The sequence below is a fragment of the Niastella koreensis GR20-10 genome (assembly GCF_000246855.1).
GTDB lineage: Bacteria > Bacteroidota > Bacteroidia > Chitinophagales > Chitinophagaceae > Niastella > Niastella koreensis.
Genome location: NC_016609.1, coordinates 4722292 through 4742227 on the forward strand (window position 1 = coordinate 4722292; position 19936 = coordinate 4742227).

16 protein-coding genes are annotated in these 19936 nt (G+C 44.4%); 5 read left to right on the forward strand and 11 right to left on the reverse strand.

Annotation, left to right across the window (positions count from 1 at the left end; all coding sequences use genetic code 11):
* Nucleotide 1: 1 nt before the first annotated feature.
* Nucleotides 2–958, forward strand: a complete 957-nt coding sequence (locus NIAKO_RS36935) for a gliding motility protein GldB-related protein (RefSeq protein ID WP_165761264.1) — start codon at nucleotides 2–4, stop codon at nucleotides 956–958.
* Here the strand turns inward: NIAKO_RS36935 and NIAKO_RS18470 are convergent.
* The 11 genes from NIAKO_RS18470 to NIAKO_RS18520 form a co-directional block, all read right to left on the reverse strand.
* Entirely contained in the window at nucleotides 955–2427 is a 1473-nt protein-coding gene (locus NIAKO_RS18470) for a hypothetical protein (protein WP_014219966.1), read from the reverse strand. The two genes, NIAKO_RS36935 and NIAKO_RS18470, sit on opposite strands and share 4 nt — an antisense overlap.
* Nucleotides 2428–2533: 106 nt before the next feature.
* Entirely contained in the window at nucleotides 2534–3868 is a 1335-nt protein-coding gene (locus tag NIAKO_RS18475) for an alpha-L-fucosidase (protein WP_014219967.1), read from the reverse strand.
* A 14-nt stretch (nucleotides 3869–3882) separates the two neighbouring features.
* Nucleotides 3883–5442, reverse strand: coding sequence for a sulfatase family protein (locus NIAKO_RS18480; RefSeq protein WP_014219968.1), 1560 nt, complete (start codon nucleotides 5440–5442; stop codon nucleotides 3883–3885).
* 17 nt (nucleotides 5443–5459) lie between these two features.
* Nucleotides 5460–6959, reverse strand: coding sequence for a sulfatase family protein (locus NIAKO_RS18485; protein ID WP_014219969.1), 1500 nt, complete (start codon nucleotides 6957–6959; stop codon nucleotides 5460–5462).
* A 63-nt stretch (nucleotides 6960–7022) separates the two neighbouring features.
* Nucleotides 7023–7721, reverse strand: a complete 699-nt coding sequence (locus tag NIAKO_RS18490) for an alpha-L-fucosidase (protein WP_207622395.1) — start codon at nucleotides 7719–7721, stop codon at nucleotides 7023–7025.
* The gene (locus NIAKO_RS39145; protein WP_207622394.1) at nucleotides 7657–7980 is read right to left on the reverse strand and encodes an alpha-L-fucosidase; all 324 of its coding nucleotides are present in this window, start codon (nucleotides 7978–7980) and stop codon (nucleotides 7657–7659) included. Before NIAKO_RS39145 ends, NIAKO_RS18490 begins: the two co-directional genes overlap by 65 nt.
* Before the next feature lie 13 nt (nucleotides 7981–7993).
* On the reverse strand, nucleotides 7994–8404 hold the full coding sequence (locus NIAKO_RS18500) for an L-rhamnose mutarotase (protein WP_242675464.1): 411 nt from the start codon (nucleotides 8402–8404) through the stop codon (nucleotides 7994–7996).
* Nucleotides 8405–8441: 37 nt separating this feature from the next.
* A complete protein-coding gene (locus tag NIAKO_RS18505; RefSeq protein ID WP_014219971.1) occupies nucleotides 8442–10094 on the reverse strand; it encodes a sodium:solute symporter in 1653 nt (550 codons plus the stop codon).
* A gap of 13 nt (nucleotides 10095–10107) precedes the next feature.
* Nucleotides 10108–11331: an enolase C-terminal domain-like protein gene (locus NIAKO_RS18510; RefSeq protein ID WP_014219972.1), complete on the reverse strand. Its 1224-nt coding sequence runs from the start codon at nucleotides 11329–11331 to the stop codon at nucleotides 10108–10110.
* A gap of 28 nt (nucleotides 11332–11359) precedes the next feature.
* A complete protein-coding gene (locus NIAKO_RS18515) occupies nucleotides 11360–12151 on the reverse strand; it encodes an SDR family NAD(P)-dependent oxidoreductase (protein WP_014219973.1) in 792 nt (263 codons plus the stop codon).
* Between the two features lie 6 nt (nucleotides 12152–12157).
* Nucleotides 12158–13330, reverse strand: a complete 1173-nt coding sequence (locus NIAKO_RS18520) for a glycoside hydrolase family protein (RefSeq protein ID WP_014219974.1) — start codon at nucleotides 13328–13330, stop codon at nucleotides 12158–12160.
* Between the two features lie 233 nt (nucleotides 13331–13563).
* Between NIAKO_RS18520 and NIAKO_RS18525 the strand changes: the two genes are divergently transcribed.
* From NIAKO_RS18525 to NIAKO_RS18535, 4 genes are all read left to right on the forward strand, one after another.
* On the forward strand, nucleotides 13564–14472 hold the full coding sequence (locus NIAKO_RS18525) for an AraC family transcriptional regulator (RefSeq protein ID WP_165761263.1): 909 nt from the start codon (nucleotides 13564–13566) through the stop codon (nucleotides 14470–14472).
* Between the two features lie 267 nt (nucleotides 14473–14739).
* A complete protein-coding gene (locus NIAKO_RS36940) occupies nucleotides 14740–15903 on the forward strand; it encodes a TonB-dependent receptor plug domain-containing protein (protein ID WP_049815563.1) in 1164 nt (387 codons plus the stop codon).
* Nucleotides 15837–17948, forward strand: a complete 2112-nt coding sequence (locus NIAKO_RS18530; RefSeq protein WP_049815564.1) for a SusC/RagA family TonB-linked outer membrane protein — start codon at nucleotides 15837–15839, stop codon at nucleotides 17946–17948. The genes NIAKO_RS36940 and NIAKO_RS18530 overlap by 67 nt, the downstream gene beginning before the upstream one ends.
* A gap of 19 nt (nucleotides 17949–17967) precedes the next feature.
* Nucleotides 17968–19914: a RagB/SusD family nutrient uptake outer membrane protein gene (locus NIAKO_RS18535; protein WP_014219976.1), complete on the forward strand. Its 1947-nt coding sequence runs from the start codon at nucleotides 17968–17970 to the stop codon at nucleotides 19912–19914.
* Nucleotides 19915–19936 lie beyond the last annotated feature (22 nt).

The window sequence follows — 19936 nt, forward strand, 5'->3', positions numbered from 1 at the left end:
CATGCACTATCGAATACCTGTATTCTTAAGCCTGATCCTTTGCTGCCAGACTTGTTCCCTTGGCAGCTTCGCTCAAACGAAAGGAAATATTTTCACATCCGACATCGATCATTTCTGGCAAGCGTTCGACAGCGTTCAAACCACCAGGGACACGATAAGGCAGGTTGAAATTATGCAGTCATTATACATTGATAAAGGCACAGCCGGGCTCCGGGAATTTATGCAGCTACGAAATTTTGATGCCAAAAGACTGGTTACTGTTATCGATAGCTATCCGCTTTTCTGGAAATCGATCCGGAGCAGCACACTTACCATACCTCCACAGATCCCAACCATTGAAACCTACCTGGATAAACTTAAAAACGTTTATCCTGATACGAAGCCCGCAAATGTGTATTTCACCATCAGTGCCGTTCGCGCCGCGGGAGTTACCCAGGATTCGGTAATATTGATCGCGGCTGAAATTGCCATGGGCGATCAACATACAGTTGCTTCAGAATTCCCCGATAAACGGCTGGCCAACTTCTTTAAACCGAAAGCAACTGTTGATATCATTCCTATTATTATCCATGAATATGTACATGCACAGCAAAAAGGGGAAGGTAAAAACCTGCTTGGACAATGCATTTATGAAGGCGCCTGTGATTTTATTACTGAACTGGTCCTGAACAAGCCACTGAATCAAAGCTATCTCGTTTATGGAAGGGAAAACGAACAGGAATTGAAAGCCCAATTCAAAAAAGAAATGTTCAGTGAAGATCTCTCCAACTGGCTGTATAATGGCACTACTACAAAAACCATGGGCGATCTGGGATACTTTATGGGGTATACCATCTGTAAATCGTATTACCGAAATGCAAAAAATAAACAGCAGGCCATACAACAGATCATCCGGTTAAATTATGCGGATGCTGCAGAAGTAAAAAAATTCCTGGATGACTCGAAGTTTTATAACTAATCTACCAGCACCTTTTCTACATCGATGGCTATTGATCCTGGCCCCACGTTCACACTATCCCTTTCTTCAACCGGCAGATTAATAATAGCTGTTTGCTGGGCCTTCGCTCTGTTGCCTGTAGCTTCCAGCACCATTTGTTTGATCAGTGGTTCCGGCGTCCATTCTTTGTGGGTAGAAGGTAAACCAAATTCATCTTTGTATAAATTCTGGTTGTAGAGCTTTTTAAATAAATTGTCGGGGGGTCTTACAAAATAGATGCTTGTTTTTGAGCTGTCATAGTTTTGTTGAAAGTAAGTATGAACAGCCTGGTATTCTTTTTTAAGCGGAGAGACGTAATTCAGATTAAAATTACACCAGGCCACCACCACTACTATTCCCGCTGCCAGGTAAGGGATGAAGTTTTTGAAGTTGCTTTGTTTAACCAGTCTGAGTATTACATCAACCAGCAACATAGTGCCGGCTAAATTTAAACAAAGCATGGTGCGGTAAGAAGCAAAATTTTCCCTGGGCACCATTACTGAGATATACATCAGCATCAGCAGGCACAGTACTCTTCCTACATAAGCAAATTTGTAGACCAGTTTTTGGTCCCGCTCCAAAGCAAAGACAGAAAACAACCACGCGGCCAACATAACAGGATAAAATGCCTGGGAAAAGATGCCATGCATGTTATACAGGAAATTAAAGCTGAATGCCTGCGCCAGCGGTTGAGAAAAGAAAAACGATAATTTCGCCAGCGGATCGAGCGACAGCGTTGTTCTATCGCTGGCGCCTATACCATAGGCAACAAGGGAATATTTAAAAAGAATATAGTAGAGTAAACTGATGGCCAGGTAAAAACCTACGCCAATATACATCACCGGGTCAGGCTTTTTAAACCGGTCGTTCAGGTGGCATAAAAAGAAAGGCAACAAATAGGCGCCAATTGCAGGCTGATAAAGCGAAAGCGAAGCCAATGCCAGTACCACTACTAAAATTGCTTTCCCCACGGAAATGCGTAGCCCCTTCTTCCCATACGTATTTATAAACAGCAGGTGCCCACTTAGAAGCGCCAGGATAAAGGCCAGAAAAACCTGGGCAAGACCAGCCCAACCGATGGAGATAGCTACCGAAATGCTACAGGGAAGACAGATACTTAAAAAGAGTACCCACCGTTCATTTAAATTAAAGACCTTCTTCCAGCTGTATAATATAGCATTCCAAACTATTACAGCCATCACCCAGCCGCCAAAAGAAATCACCCGGATCCATTTTAATTCGTTTATAGCAGCCGTAGAGGTAAAAAACTTTTGCATAACCAATGCACCCAGGCCCCTGCCCTGTTCAAAAAGCATGTTAAAATTTGAATTGTCGTCATTGTGCCAGAGTTGATATGCCTCATCCATATAAGCATAATCGGCAAAGAAAACAGGGTAAAAAATAATGAACAGGAGGATAATGCAAATGGCTTGGGTAGTGGCTAACTTCATGGCTTATATAGAACGAATTTTATATCTATGTAGGGATTCGCTACAAAAATAATAACGGCAATCTATATTTCTGTAGTTTATTATTTCATCCCTGTCTTTCGCTCCCTTATTGCAGGCCCCCATGCCCCCTGTATAATTTAACCGGGCCCTCCAGTTCTACCGCAATTATATCCATATAGGCATCATTGGCAGTGGGTGGCAACGGGATATAAATCAGCCCTGGTACCGGGCTCCAGGATATTTTGCCTACCTCTTTGTATTTCAACTGTTCATTGCTGCCAACCAGCCGCACCCTTTTAATTTTTGAGCTAAGGCCTTTTATCACTAATTGTCCCTTTGCGTTTGCAGGTGCAAAAAGATAAATAGTATTTGAATCTTTTGACAGGGTGGTTGGCCCGTAAAAATGCCCCTGGGGTAAGCCGCCCAGTGTACCAAATACAGCTTCCTGGTGTTTTTTATTCCATTTACCCAGTTCTTTAAGCACCTGTACCTGTTTTTCCGGGATAATACCTTCTGCAGTGGGGCCAATATCCAACAACAGGTTTCCGCCATTACTGATCACATCGGCAAAAATACTTATGATTTCATATGGAGTTTTCCAGGCAGTATCACGTGGTTGATTACCCCAGCTGTTATTAATGGTCATGCACAATTCCCACCAATTATACGTGGGACGGGTAACAGGAAAATTCTGCTCGGGTGTATCATAATCGCCATAACCCGTCAACCGGCCATTTATAATAGCCGTTGGGGTTTGTTGCAGGATCTGTTGCCGCACTTTGGGCGCCTGCCATTCATCTGAACTGTGTTCCCAATCGCCATCGAACCACCACAGGTCAGGGTGATACTGCATATTCAACTCATTGATCTGCCCCTGGTAAAAATTCAGGAACCGTTGCCACCGGGCGGGCTCATTCGCAATTTTATAGCGGCTGCTGTCTTTTAAAAAACCGGGATAATCGGGATAGCTCCAGTCGATCAAAGAAAAATAGGCGCCCTTCTTTATACCCTCTTTATCCAATGCTGTAAAAAAAGGCGTCAGCACATCCCGCTTCGCAGGAGAATTTTGCGGAATGTTATAATGATGCTGTTTGGTTGGCCACAGCGCCACTCCGTCATGGTGTTTGGTTGTGATAACCGCATACCGGGCCCCGCTTTCTTTTATCAAAGCAGCCCATGCACTGGGATCATATTTAGCTGCTGTAAACCCATTCAACTGTTTCATGTAGTCGGGGTGGCTGATCTCCTTATTATGGAAACTCCAGCTTTCACCTATGCCCTTTACCGCATAAATGCCCCAATGGATGAAAATGCCCAGTTTGGCATCGGCAAACCATTGCATTTTAGACCGGATAGAATCTGCAGGTATTTTAGTTTGTGCTTCCAGGTTGTTAAAGAAGCAAATAAAAAGTAACCCAATGGCAAAAACAACTTTCTTCATTTCTTAATATTTATTTATGGGATTATCTCCGGTACCGGATCTTTGTATTGTTTCTTAAGTTCCAGCAGCTTTTGTTTCATTTCCGCCTGTACTTTACCATAGGCAGGATCGTTATAAACATTGTGCATTTCCGATTTATCTTTCTGCAGGTCATACAACTCCCATTCATTCTTTTCGTAAAAACAGATCAGTTTGTACCGGTCGGTTCTTATCCCAATGTGTTTGGCTACTTTGTGTTCCTGGTTCTCATAAAAGTGGTAATATAAAGCATCATGCACATTTCCTTTTTGTTTACCCTTCAACAATGGAACAAAACTTTTTCCCTGCATATCGGTGGGAATTGGTAAACCGGCCATCTCCAGGATGGTTTCAGCAAAATCTACATTCTGCACCATACTTTCCGTGACTACCTTTTTATTGGTAACGCCGGGCCATTTTACAATAAGCGGCGTGCGGAAAGATTCTTCGTACATCCATCGTTTATCAAACCACCCGTGTTCGCCCAGGAAGAATCCCTGATCGGAGGTATAAATAATGATGGTGTTTTTATCGAGGCCATTCGCTTTCAGATAATCCATCAACCGGCCCACATTGTCATCCACACTTTGCACACAACGCATGTAATCTTTCATATAACGCTGGTATTTCCAGATGGCCAGTTCCTTACCGGAAAGATGAGCTTTATAAAACGCATCATTAGATGGTTTATAGGCCTCTTCCCATTTTTGTTTTTCTTCCGGCGTTAACCGGTTGTAAATACTTGTCCATAAACTATTCAATCCGCGTTGGCTTTCCTTAGGCAGATCAAAGGCCAGCTTAAGATCGTAGGTATCGGTCATATGCCTGGCGATCTCCATTTCCTGTTCGCGGGCAGCGCTGGTTCGGGTACTGTAATCATCAAAGAAGTTGGCAGGAACCGGGAACTGCACACTGTCGAACAGGTGATAATATTTTGGTTCCGGCATCCAGTTGCGGTGGGGCGCTTTCTGTTGATAGATAAGAAAGAACGGTTTGCTTTTATCCCGTTGATCGAGCCATTTAATGGCAAAATCTGTAACAAGATTAGTGCTATACCCTTCTACCCTTTTACGTATGCCGTTTTCAATAAAATCGGGATTGTAATAATCACCCTGGCCCGGATGGACGTTCCAGTAATCAAATCCCTGTGGATCAGAAACCAGGTGCCATTTGCCTATAACAGCGGTAGTATACCCGCTATTATGTAAGAGTTTGGCAACCGTTTGCTGGTTGCCGTCAAACGTACTGTGATTATCAGTAAACCCATTTACATGACTGAACTTACCGGTAAGCATTACCGCCCGGCTGGGGCCACAAATAGAGTTGGTAACATAAGCCCGCTTGAACAAAACGCCCTGTTCTGCCAGTTTATCAATATTGGGCGTTTGGTTCAACCCATAGCCATACGCGCTGATGGCCTGGTAAGCATGGTCATCGCTCATCATGTAAATGATATTGGGCCGTTGAGCGGTGGCCTGGGAAAACGTATTTCGTAGAGCAAACAATTGCAAAGTTGCAATCATTATTATACGGATAACCTGTGTATGTTTATTCATCACCTGAATAAATTTTATCAGTTTACTTTTGCTGCAGGCCTTACTTCGGTGCCGGTTTGTTTGGTCAGATCATCACCTAATTCCTTCCTGTATTTATCGGCGATGTTGGTGAGCTGTTTCACGATATCAGGGTATTGCACCTGTAAATCCAGGGTTTCACCCGGATCGGTCCTTAAATTATACAAGGCCAGGTGTACAGAATCGGATGCATATTTTCCCGGCCAGCCATCATTGCCGATAGCAGAAGCCCGTTTATATGTTTGAGAAACACAGGGGAACACCAGCTTCCATTCGCCTTTCCTTATACCTTTTAAACTATTGCGATCATAATAATACGCAAATTCATCTCTCGGGCTGGCGTTGGAAACACCGCTTAACAAGGGCCACAGGTTTACGCCATCGATCTTCTTTTCCGGCATGCCGGCTTTACACACAGAAAGCACCGTAGGCAACAGGTCCATGCTGGCCACCATATTATTACAAATACCCCCTGAAGCCAGCGTACCCGGCCAGCTCATGATGCAGGGCACCCGCAGGCCGCCATCCCAGGCGCTGCCTTTTCCTTCGCGCAACCCGCCGGTATTACCTGCATGGTTACCGTAGGTTAACCAGGGACCATTGTCGCTGGTAAAGATCACAATTGTATTTTTTGTAAGACCGTTTGCTTCCAGCGTTTTCATGATCTCGCCTACCGACCAGTCAATTTCTTCCATTACATCGCCAAACAAACCTGCATGGCTCTTCCCTTTAAATTTTGCAGAAGCAGCCAATGGTACATGCGGCATGGCATGCGCCAGGTACAGGAAGAATGGCTGGTTCTTATTTTTCTTTATAAAACCGGTTGCTCTTTCTGTATACAAGGTGGTAAGCGTGGCTGCATCATCCAGCGTAGTAATCGTTCTTATGGGCGTATTGCCTTCAATTAACCGGAGCGTGGGCCACTTGCCTCGTTGGGTAGTAGTATCCAGCGGGGTACCATCATAGTTAACCGGCCAGTAATCGTGTGAGTACGGCAGTCCCAGGAATTCATCGAACCCATAATTCAATGGCAGAAATGGCGCTTTTTGTCCTAAATGCCATTTACCCATCATCCCTGTTTTATAGCCTTTGTTTTTAAGCAGCTTTGCAATCGTTTCCTCTTCAGGGTTCAATGCAATTTTACTTTCCGGACTAAAAGCCCCCCATATACCGATCCTGGTGGGATAACAGCCGGTAAGATAGGCCGACCGCGATGCACTGCAGGTAGCCTGGGCTGCATAAAAGTTGGTGAACCTGATCCCACTGGCCGCGAGTTTATTAATATTCGGCGTGTGATAAGGAAAGCCACCATAACATTCCAGGTCGCCATACCCCATATCATCCATTAAAATAAGAATTACGTTGGGAGTGGCTGGGGGCGCAAGAGATTCGCCATCATCTTTACTTCTTGTTCTGAGTGATAAGAAACAAAAAGAAAGAAAAGTCAATATCGGTAAAAAGGCGCTTGTAAGAATTATTTTTTCTTTTTTTCCTGGCATATCAATCTTGTTTAACTAAAGCGTTGGCCACAATATATATATTCTATTTATCTATCAGCAGCATTATTCACCAACTGCTGCTTTGTATATACCAATTTCTGATAACTGTATTTGATCGTCAAACTTTGCCTGTATTATAGTAAGCCTGAGTTTTGAACTTTTAATAGTATCAAACCGAAACAACCGTTTATAACCGATCGTTGAAAATGTCTTAAGTAGTTGCCAGTAGGCGCCATCCCAATATTCCCACACTCCCTGTTTGATACTTTGTCCATTTGCAATATTCTCCTGGAGTAACAACCGGTCGAAGTCCCGTGCTTTGCCCAGATCTATAACAAATGGCTCATTTAATTTCAACGACATAAAACTGTTTATTTTTTTGTCGGTAAGCTCCCTTTTAGTTCGTGCGGTGGCCAGGTTAACTGCAAAGGTTTCATTCAGAATTGTACGAAAACTGTCAATAGCGCGAATATCCGTTTCCTCAAACAAACCGTCTTTATTGGGTGGAATATTCAGCAACAACAAACTATTTCTACCTACTGATTGATAATACAGGTTCACCAGATTTTTCGCCGAACGCACCTGGCTATTTTCTTTTTCATGCCAGAACCAACCCGGACGAACACTGACATAGGTCTCGGCGGGGATCCAGCTTTTTCCATTTTCATCGCCTTTATTTAAATAAGCAGGATTTACTTTACCGGGCCACATCCCATCGGTAGTGATCGTTGACCAGAATGATGGCCATTTTAAAGCCGGCATGCTTTAATGCTTTCACCCATTGCCGGGCATCAAATTGTACAGGATTGAAGAGCTGAGGATCTTCCTTGCCATCGCCCCATTCCTTATCGGTAAACGTATTGATGGAAAAATGTAAAAAGGCCGTTGTTTCATAAGCCTGCCAGTTTAATTGCAACGAAGTTGGTTTCAGCGCTGTTCGCTGTGCCTTTAAAAAAGGCATTTGACTGAAACCAGCAACAGTTAGTAAGAAAACCCGGAACAACATCATTCTTCTTATCATAATATTATTCGCACTATTTATTATAAAACACTTCCTCCATTTTTGTCCAGATCTGTTTTTTTGCCACCGCTTCCAGCAAGGGTAATTGACAGGGATCTGTTTCACGCCACCAGCGTTGGGTAGCGGTATCCGCAGCCATTTTCTTCATATCCGCATCAAAGTCGTTCCCGGTGTATTCAAAATAAGAGAACAGAAAATAGTTGCTATCTATTTTCTGCAGATAGATGGAGTAGTTTTCAATATTGCATTCCTTTATTTTGGCCAACACTGTTGCCCATGGCTTCCCATGCAATGATTTATAATAATCCAGCTTCTCCGGCTTCACCCCTGTTATCATTCCATACCGCACCCGCTGCTTTTTTTCACTATCCCTGGCAGCAGATTGTTGCAGGCATCCCTGCATCACCAGGAGTATAGGCAGCAAGAATAAAAAAATATTTTTCATCTCTGATTAATGGGTCTTACTTAAATATAAAATACAAAACAACCATGAGTACGATCAACAACGCCGACTGCAATTTATAATTCCCCAACCCACGCCAGGCCTTTCCCTGCAACGGTTCCAGGGGCGATTTCCAATAGAGGGTTGCGCTTTCGGCCGTATGTTTAACCGGAAAAACATACGACAACACCACCTGCATGAACACGCAGGCACAACACAGATAAAACGCCATCATCATAAACGGTACTTTGCTGATAGCAACATCAGGCATCAGCTTGTTGATGGCAAACACGACAGCACCCAGCAACGAACCAAACCATAAAGTATACTGTGCTGATTTGGCCGATGCCTTTTTCCAGAAAATCCCCAACACAAATACGGTAGTGATCGGCGGTGCCATATGCGCTATGATATCATTGATGCCGCTGAATAAACTTTCGTACTGGTTAAGCAATGGCAATAAGGCTATAGAAATAATCAATGCCAGTACAGCGGAGATGCGTCCCATCTTTACCAGCTGCGCATCGGTGGTAGCAGGTTTGAAGCGTTTATACAGATCATAACTGGCCAGCGTGGCTATTGAATTCAGCGCGCCCGAGATCTGGCTCATCAATCCAGATAATAAGGCAGCCGCCAGTACACCCACCAGCCCAGTTGGTACCAGTTGTGCGATCATCAGGGTGTATATACCTTTTGTTTCTGTAACGGTTCTGCCTGTATTATCGAGATGCTGAATGCTACTGATATCAAAAACACCTCTTTTGTTCAGCACAAAAGCCATTAAACCGGGTAATACAAAAATAAAAACCGGAAAAAATTTTATAACGCCGCAGAACAGCGCGCCTGCCCTGCCATGATTTACATCTTTGGCACCCAGCACGCGTTGTACTATGGTTTGGTCGGCACACCAGTACCAGATCCCCAGCACCGGGTAACCGAGAAATACAGACTGCCACGATAGGCCACTGGCATCGCCCACCGGGCGGATCATAGAGAGTTTATCGAGGTTATGGGTATCGCTGAGTGTTTGGGTGAAGGAATGCCAGCCGCCTGTTTTCTGAAAACAAATGACGGTGATAATAATGGCCCCGGCAAGCAATACAATGGTTTGAATGGATTCGGTTACCACTACGGCCCGCAAGCCGCCAATAATGGTATAAATAGACGTGAGCACTGCTATGACGAACACGCTCACGTACATATTTACACCAAAGATCGTCTTCAGCACAATGCCACCGGCAAGGAACGAGAAGGCAATATGAATAACAATTGCTGAAACTATAGAGATGATGGCCAGCCAGTCGCGGCAGGCCCTGTTATACCGCTTTTCCAGAAAATCAGGAAGCGTTGCCACATTCGATTGTAAATAAAACGGCACAAAGAACAACGCCAGCAGTATAAGGGTGAACACGGCCATCCACTCAAAATTGCCGTTCAGCAAACCGGAGTCGAAACCCGATTGCGCCAGGCTTACCAAATGCAAACAGGAAATATTGGTGGCAAACAAAGCCAGCCCGATCATGGGCCACTTCAGGGTTTTACCAGCCAAAAAATAATCGCCCGATTCCGTCTTCGCACCCACCTTGCTCTTTTTTAACCCGGCCCATAAACCTACAGTTACTATAAACAGGATGTACAGTACACTAATGACAATATCAATATTCTTGATCATCGATAACCGGTTTTCAGTTTTTCAGTTCGCAACTGCTGCCTGGCTCCTGTGGTGTTTTGTAAACACCGTTCTCAATATTTGCAGGATGAACAAAATGTTTTTGTAAATGGGGTATATGTTCCAGGAACAAGGCTTCATGCCCCATTGCAATATGATTGAACAATACCAGGTGCTGGTGTAACTGTCCCATGTCGCCCACATGTGGCACTACCGGGATGCCATATTTTTTACTCAACAGGCTAACCGTAATAAATTCACTTACGCCACCCAATCGAACGGCATCGGCCTGGATAAAACCGGCACAACCGGTTTGCAAATAGTTTTTAAAGATGATCCGGTTGGGCACATGTTCACCCAACGCCAGCTTTACCGGCGCAATGGCATCGGCCAGGGTTTTATGCGCCAGCACATCATCGGGATGCGTTGGTTCTTCTATCCAATAGGGGTGCATGGATTGCAACTCACTGCAAATATCCAAAGCCTGGGGCAGCGTCCATTGCTGGTTGGCATCCAGCATCACTTTGCAGTTACTGCCCGCTTCATTTCTTACCAGGTTCGCTCTTCTTATATCTCTTTTTGGATCAGCTGAACCCACTTTTAATTTCATGGCAGTAAACCCTTCGGCAATTGCTTTCCTGCAATTTTCCTTTACCTGTTTATCATCATAATTGAACCAGCCAACAGAAGTATCATAACCGGGATAACCTTTTTCCAAAATGGCGCTTCGTGCTTCCTTACAAGGCAATGCCTGCATTATGATATGCATCGCCTCTTCCCTCGTGAGCACATCTTCCAGGTACGACAGATCAAGTGTATTGACTATTTGTCCGGGAGTGAGATCGATCAACAATTTCCAGAGCGGCACGCCCGTCTTCTTTGCCCACAGATCAAAACAGGCGTTGGTAACAGACGCCAGGCCTAAATGCACGATTCCTTTATGCGGCCCCAGCCATCTGAACTGTTGTTCATTGGACAGTTGCCGGAACAGGCTGCCAAAATCGGCCATGATCTCCGCGATATCTTTTCCTTTCAATTGTGCGGCATAAAAAGCGGCCGCCCTACAAACCAGTTCATTTCCTTCGCCTAACGTAAATGCAAACCCCGTTCCGGTTAAACCACTGTCATCTATCAACTCGGTAACTGCATAGGAATATACCGGGTCCCGGTGAATGGCGTCGCTGCCGGCGCCTCCATCCAGTTTAAACCTTCTATCGTGTATTTTAAATGACCTGATCATCGTTCTTCCCGATTTTACAAGTTAAATGTTAAACATCATTCTCTAAAGACGTCGCCAGCACACTCCGGTACCCCAGTTCAGCCCCTCCACTCACTGGCATAATACAACCGGTAATAAACCGGGCCCGGTCCGACAACAGGAACACGCATGCATCTGCCACTACATCCGCATTAGGGCAATAACCCAATGGATGCATCGCATCCAGGTACTCGCCGATCAACTGCGGATTGGGCTGTTCTTCTTTCCATTTGTGCAACATAGGTGTATATACACCGGAAGGGCTTACCGCATTCACCCGGATATGGTATTTGGCATAATCGAGCGCCATGGCTTTTGTAAGACCATTTATTCCGCCTTTGGTAGCTACATAGGCGGCATGCAATTCCTGGCCAATTTCACCTACCATGCTACTCGTATTCAAAATAGAGCCGGCCGTTTCTTTCAGTGCATCGATGCCATATTTAACGGTATGATAAATACCTTTTAAATTCACGTTCATCAGGTTTTCCCACTCCTGGTCGGTTGTTTCATCGAGTGTTTTTGCCGGATGCGCAATACCGGCATTGTTGTGTATACAATCGATGCGGCCAAATTTGCTCAGGGTTTGTTCAAACGCCATTTCAACTTCATGGGCCTTACCCACATCACAACAAATGAACAAATGATCCTGGCCAAATTCATGTTTCGCATGGGCAAGGCTTAGCGCATCATTCGCCACAATCACTAACCTGGCGCCTTCTTTTATATAAGCGCGGCCACATTCCCGTCCTATTCCCTCACTCCCCCCTGTTAAAAAGATCACTTTGTTGTATAATTCCATGCTGTGTTATTTTATAGGAAGACACACATTAAACGTATTATATGCCGGTACTACGTTTTGTATATCCCCCTTTGAAGGCTCATTAATAGCTGCTGCGGCAAACAACGCCAATACCTGTCCGTTTTTATCAGTTACCGCAAACGGCCGTTCCAGGTGTGCCAGTTCAATCTTCCTGCCATTTTTAAATTGGATCTCCCGTAACGAAATAAACGGGTGACTGGCAGGCTGCCATTTCAACCCGTCTGTTGACGTCAAAAGCGCCAGGGCGCCGAATTGCGGCACCAGCTTTTTACTGTTTGAATAATATTTGACGGCTGCGTAAAACCGCTTTCTTTTCTTATCGTACCACATACAGGGATCTTCACCCGCCATTTCCTCACTGGTAAACACCTCACCGGACAATTTAAAAGGCGCATCAGGATGTTCAGCCATTGCCATCCAGAAGGTCATATTTCCGTTATTTGGCTTTCTCGATTTAAACATCATGTAATATTTTCCATCCGGTCCCTGAGTAACCGTGGGGTTGGTAGCCACCTCAAACGTATGAACACTGTCAATCGTCATTACCGGTTTCTCCGGTTTTTCATACTTACCTGCTACCAGGTCTTTTATGCTTTTAGCCCGCAGCACACCAATGCTTTGTGAGCAATTGTATTGCAACCAGTGATACCAGTCTCTCCGGGTTGCTGAATCTTTATAAATGTATCCGGCATTAAATGAATTGCTGATATAGTAGAGGTAATAATAGTTCCCGAATTTCCTGATCTGCGGATTGTGCATGGTATAGCGGTCCCAGCGGGCAGGATCACCCGTACCTTTGAGAACAGTTTTTACGTATTTATAGGGACCCATTAAACTGTCTGACACCGCACAGGCAATTTCAGAATATTTCAACCACCCTCTGAAGCCATCAAAAATATAATTCATGGAATCATCATCGAATGCTCTTTTTCCATGCGGCCACCGCGAATAGAACATATAATATTTTCCATCGTCTCCCTTGATCACGCTGCTGCACCAGGTGTAATAATTTGGTGCAGAAAAGATATTATTGGAGTCTACTTTCCCGATCCTTTTATTCAGATCAAGATCGTCCTGGGCCCTAGCAGGCGCGCTAACCAGCCAGCCAATTATTGGCAGGCATAATAAACGCAGCAAACAATCAATGGCCTTGTACATGTAAATGGTTTTCAGCTGCCTCAAAATTATAAATGACGGCGGCCCGATCAATAGAGTATTCACCGGAATTGATAGATTATCCGCTGGCTACCTTAAGACAACCTTTTACAAACAAGCACCCAGCGCACCCATTTCTATTGACACTTCCGGTAAGTACAAACCATCAAAGCGATAAAATAATGGACTTTCCTATGCAGGGGAATTATTATTTTTGTATATATAATGCGCGTCATATGATCAACCGGGTTAACGAGCCTGATGCGATTGCCACAAAACGAAAAGATGGTTTTATCGGGGAAAAGCAGATAAACATTCCCAGGACCATTCTCTCAAAGTTTATCAGAAAAAAGGAATTTCTGCAGGCGCTTTTTATTACACACATCGGTTATTTCCCCAAGGCTGCGTATCATTTCCGCGAAAGAAAACATGGTTGTGACGATTACATTCTGCTTTATTCACTGGGTGGGAAAGGCTACCTGGAATTGGAAAAGAACCGGTTTGAATTAAAGGCAAACCAGTTCATCATCATTCCACCTCACCGGTTTCACCAGTACCAGGCAGACCTCACCGACCCCTGGACGCTTTACTGGGTCCACTTCAGCAGCAATAAGTTAACCACCTTAGATCATGAATTCAATGTAGAAAAATTCTACAAACCTACTGATCTGTTGTATAATGAAAAGATCCTGGAAACATGGGCCGACATGTATTCCAGCCTCGACAGCGGCTACTCCACTGCAAACATCGGATACGCCAATTTTTGTTTATACCGGTTCCTCTCTTTCTTCATCTTCCCGGAGAAAAAAAATGTACTTCCTGATAACACCGTAACGCCGCTCGACAAATCCATCGAATACATGAAAGCGAATATCGGCAAAAGACTGAGCGCTGAAGAACTGGCGAAACCGTTTTCGTATTCAGCTTCCCATTACACCGCTATTTTTAAAAAGAAGACGGGTATGTCGCCCATTGATTACTTCATCAAAATGAAAATGCAGTATGCCTGCCAGCTCCTTTCCCAAAGCCAATTGAAGATCAAGCAGATTGCAGAAAAGGTAGGCTATGATGATCCCTATTATTTCTCCCGTTTGTTTAAACAGGTAATGAACGAATCACCTAAAGATTATAGAAACAGGGGGTAGTTATTCAACTTCCTTTTCGTTTATCAGATCGCTGAATTTGTCAGCTGAAATCCCGCGTTGGTACAAAACCTCATTCAGCAGGCTGCATTCCTGCTAACTTTTCCACAAACTGTAGTGAAGAATGTTTAGTGTGTTGATCCTGGTTAAAAGTGTATTTCCCCCTCTCAAAATCCATCAGCGGATACTCCATCAAAAATCCTGCTTACTCTATTTTTCACGACAGGGCTTACAAATAATTTTATGTGATACTTTAAAATGTATCTGCTTATGAGATTCAACATTGAACGATTGCTGCCATTGGTCTTTCTCCTCTTTTCATCCATCGCATTTGGTCAGACGGAACTAAAGAAGATGGTAAAGGGGGTGGTGAAAGATGAAAAAGGAGCCACACTGCAAGGTATTACTGTTACTGAAAAAAGATCAGGAAATACCGCCATCACTAACGAAAAAGGATACTTTGAGATCCCTGCTAAAACACCTGCTACTTTACTCTTTACCGGTATTGGATTTGAAGCGCAGGAGTTAAAAACCGGGTCAAATGAAAACGTAACCATTACACTGAAGAATGAATCAAAGTCACTTTCTGATGTAATAGTAATAGGGTACGGTTCACAAAAGAAAGCAAAAGTTACCGGTGCTGTTGCTACCATAACAATGGACTCGCTGCTGGGCGACCGGCCTGTAAGCAACCTTGGAACATTATTACAGGGCGCTACGCCGGGCCTGGAAGTGTCTATTGGCTCAGGACAACCGGGCGCATCCTCTTCCTGGAACATAAGAGGTGGTACAGGCTTTGGCTCCTCTCCAACATCCGGGATAAATGCAGGCAGTCCTTTCATCATTGTAGACAACGTACCTTTTAATGGGCCCACCAATCTGCTTGACCCCAACGATATTGAATCGGTTACTGTTTTAAAAGATGCCAGCTCTGCATCCATATATGGTTCCCGTTCTGCTTTTGGTGTTGTGCTTATCACCACCAAGAGTGGAAAGAAAAATCAAAAAGCACAATTCAGCTACAGCAATAATTTTGTTTCGGCCCGCCCTAACAATCTGCCGGTTAAAGCTACGCCTTTGCAACAGGTACAAGCCTGGATGGACGGCGGCATGGTTACCTATAATGGAGGCCAGAACCTGGCGAAATGGAAAGACCTATTGCTGGATTATCAACAAAACCCCGGCAACTATCCCCTGGGCGGTGACACAGTAAGCAATGTTTATTATCAACTGGCCGCAACAGATGCCATTAAAGCATTGCTGGGAAATTCTTCCAACCAACAAATGCATAATTTTTCAGTAAGCGGCGGAAATGATAAAACCTCTTACCGCGTTTCTTTTGGTTCAACCAATGAAAAAGGCACCTGGTGCCACAGGCCAACCAGGATAATTACAAAAGGTACAATATCAAATCAGTCATTTCCTCTGATGTGAATTCCTGGTTGAACCTTCAGTTGGATGCAGGTTATTATAACTCAACCGCGAAATCTCCATTCTATACCAATGCATTTGGCGATGCTACCAATACACCTTCTGCCCTGCCACTGGACTCCATTCCACAAAAATATCCCGGCCAGACCATTAAGACGGCCAGGAATGAAATTCTGGCACAGGCGCCCATTGTAACTACCATCGGCGATATCCGGATGACGGGCAGAACCATTCTGAAACCATTTAAAGGAATGACGGTTACCGGTGAGTACACGATCGATGATGTAAACAGACAGCAAACCAATTATGATAAAAAGCCAAGCACGCTGTACCTGAACCCTTATGGCTATACACCTGAACCAATTGGTAATGACAAATACTCAAAAGCTGATTCAATGTCAACCTACAAGGCGATCAACGTATTTGCCAATTACGTTCATTCGTTTGGCGATCACAATTTTACGCTGATGGGTGGCTTTAACCAGGAACAATACCATGCCGAAAACCAGACCGCAACTGCCTCTGGTTTGCTCAGTCCTGATCTGCCTTTCCTGAGTGGAACAACCGGTCTTATTCCGCCAACCGCTTCGGATAATTATACCGACTGGAGCACCCGTGGCTTTTTTGGAAGGATCAACTATGACTTCCAGAATAAATACCTGTTGCAATTGAATTATCGCTATGATGGTTCTTCCAAATTTCCACAAGGCCATCGCTGGGTAGGTTTGCCTTCCGGTTCTATTGGCTGGCGGGTGATGGAAGAAAACTTTATGAAAACGATAAGACCTTATGTCAACGAATTTAAATTAAGGGCTTCGTATGGCAGCGTAGGCAACCAGAACATTGGCGACTACCAGTTCTATGGAGGCATGGGCATTGCGATCCCTAACTGGCTATACAATGCTAATCGTATAGGCTCACTGTCGACCCCGCCACTGGTAAGCACCAATTTTACCTGGGAAACTGTAGAAACAAAAGATTTTGGGTTTGATGTGGCATTCCTGAACAACAAACTTACCGGTTCGTTCGACTGGTACCAACGCAATACAAAAGATATCCTTACTACCAACGCAACGCCTGTGCCTGCGGTACTGGGAACCGGAGTTCCATTACAAAATTCCGGCGCACTCAGAACAAAAGGTGTTGAACTGCAACTGAACTGGAGAGACCACTTTGGAAAAGTAACTTATTATGTGGGCGCCAACCTGTACGATTATAAATCGGTTGTTACAAGCTCCGTTAACCCGCAGGGTGTTCTTGTAAGCAACGGCAACTATTACCTGTATAATGGCAAAAACATGGGTGAGATCTGGGGGTATACTACCGACAGGTTTTATGATGAAAAAGACTTCGTGGCCGGTTCTTTGAACTCGAGTTTAAGAGCGGGCACATTAATAGCAGGCACACCCAAACAAAATGGTCAGGCCCCTAATCCTGGTGATATTATGTACAAGGATTTAGACACCAATGGACTGATCAACAGCGGCGCCGGTACTTTGGCGAATCATGGCGATCTGAAAGTAATTGGCAACTCTACCCCACGTTATCAATTTGGTATAACCGGCGGCGTATCCTATGCCAATTTCGATCTCTCCTTTGTAATAGCTGGTGTGGCCAAACGCGATATGTGGGTAAACAATACGTTGACCTTCCCTAACCAATGGGTTTCTTATGGCGCTTTATATGCCAACCAAACCAATTACTGGACACCTGATAATCCAAACGCTCATTACGGGCGCATCTATTCCATTGTAAGTGATGGCGGGCTTCAGGCGTTTAACCAGGTAGCACAAACCAGGTTCCTGCTAAACGGCGCTTACACCAGGATCAAGAACGTTACTTTACGCTATTCAATTCCTTCTTCAATAATTAAAAAGGCACATTTATCCAAACTGCAGTTATTCACTTCTGTAGAAAATCTTCTCACCTTCAAACATATTCCACAGGGAATGGATCCTGATATTACCGTACAGGGTGGTACCGTAGGCGGCGGACTGGGTTATCCCTTTATGCGCAAAATGTCTGCAGGTTTAAATATGACTTTTTAACCAGTAAAACTTACTATTAATGAAACGATATATTGCTATACTATCAGGGGCGTTGATGCTTGCTGCGTGTAATAAAGATTTTTTGAACAAGGTGCCTACCAACCAGTTTACCGAGCAAACGGCTTTCTCAACCTATCAGAACTTCCAGACCTATTCATGGAGTTTTTATGATTACTTTGCCGGCTACGGAAATTCAGGAGCCACCATGCCCCCGGCCTTTGCCAGCCAGGAGAATGGTAATTCTGACAATATCTGCAATGGCAGTCAGTCTGGCTACGTTAACCAAACCAAACAACCAGCGGCGGCAGCAGGTGCCCAAACAACCTCTTTGCAGATCTCAGGCTGGGACTTTTCTTTTGTAAGAAAGGTGAACGTATTGCTGGACAATATCGATAAATCCACCATGACCCAGAAAGACAAAGATCATTGGCGCAGTGTTGGGTATTTCTTCCGGGCCCTGCGTTATTACGATCTGATAGCTGCTTTTGGAGATGTGCCCTGGATGGACCATGCTGTTTCAGACACCGCTACATCTATGCTGTTTGGAGCAAGAACCCCACGTGATGTCGTAGCGCAAAACATCCTGAACGATCTTATCTGGGCAGAAAGCCATATCAACGTAGCGGGTGAAGGCGCCAATACCAATACCATCAATCAGAATTGCGTTCAGTTCCTGATCAGCCGTTTTGGCCTCTTTGAAGGCACCTGGCGTAAATACCACAACCTGCCCGATGCCAATACTTATTTACAGGCCTGTGTTACCTATTCGCAAAAACTGCTTCCCAAGTTCCCCACATTAATGAGCAGCTATGACGATGTATTCAATACAGAAGACCTGAGCGGCGGCAAACCCGGTATCATCCTGTACAAGCAATATGTAAATACCATTTATAACAACCCGCAGGTAACCCGTTATACCGGAAGCACGTCCTGGACCACTGAAGTTCCTAAGACTGCTGTTGAAAGCTTTCTGTGCACCGATGGAAAACCCATTTCAACCAGTGCTGTCTACAATGGCGATGACTCCATGTATGCCGCATTTAAGAACCGCGACAGGCGTTTGTATTATATCGTAATGCCGCCTTACAGCGTTAAATTCATCAATCCAGGTATAACCAATCAGGCAGGTAATTCCGATAACCTGTGGGCCTATGATGCCAATCCGGCTTATGGCTATTTTGTCCACTACATGAACGATTCCATTACCGGCAATACCAACAAAAGACTACCGGTACTTTCCCAAACAATCGATATGAAATCGGGCAATGTAATTCCAAACATGCCGCATTTCACTTCCTATAATGTAGCCCTGAGTAATTTGCCGGCGACAAAAGCTGCTATTCCACAGATGGTGGGCACCTTAGGATATTATTTCTGGAAATTCTATTGCCGGTTACCCATGGATGGAAGCTCCAACTATGGTGGCACCCAGGACTGCCCGCTGTTCAGGATCGAAGAAACGATGTTAAACTACGCAGAAGCGCAATTTGAGTTGGGCGGTTTTAACCAGACCATTGCCGATCAAACAATCAATATTATAAGACAAAGGGCTAACCCCACCAACTGGCCCGCCATGAAAATGCTCGTGGGCAATATCGACGCAGGCTTTGATACAAAAAGAGATGCTACAGTTGATCCTGTATTGTGGGAAATAAGAAGAGAAAGAAGAATTGAGTTGTTTGGTGATGGCTTCCGGTTCAATGACCTGAAAAGATGGAGCAAAGGTACTTATATGAATGATTATCCCTATGGGGTTAAGGTGTATGACAAGAACAGGATGTATCCCAATGTTCTCGGACTGTCAAACGCCAACATCAAATTGGATAATGGTGGTAATTCCGGGTATGTAAAGAATCCCAATATCGCTACTCCGCTTGGCTGGTTAGATAAATATTATCTGGAACCTGTTCCATTGCAAGAGATACAGATCAACCCCAATTTAGTGCAAACTTCAGGCTGGCAATAGTAGGATAGGTTTTGAGACAAAA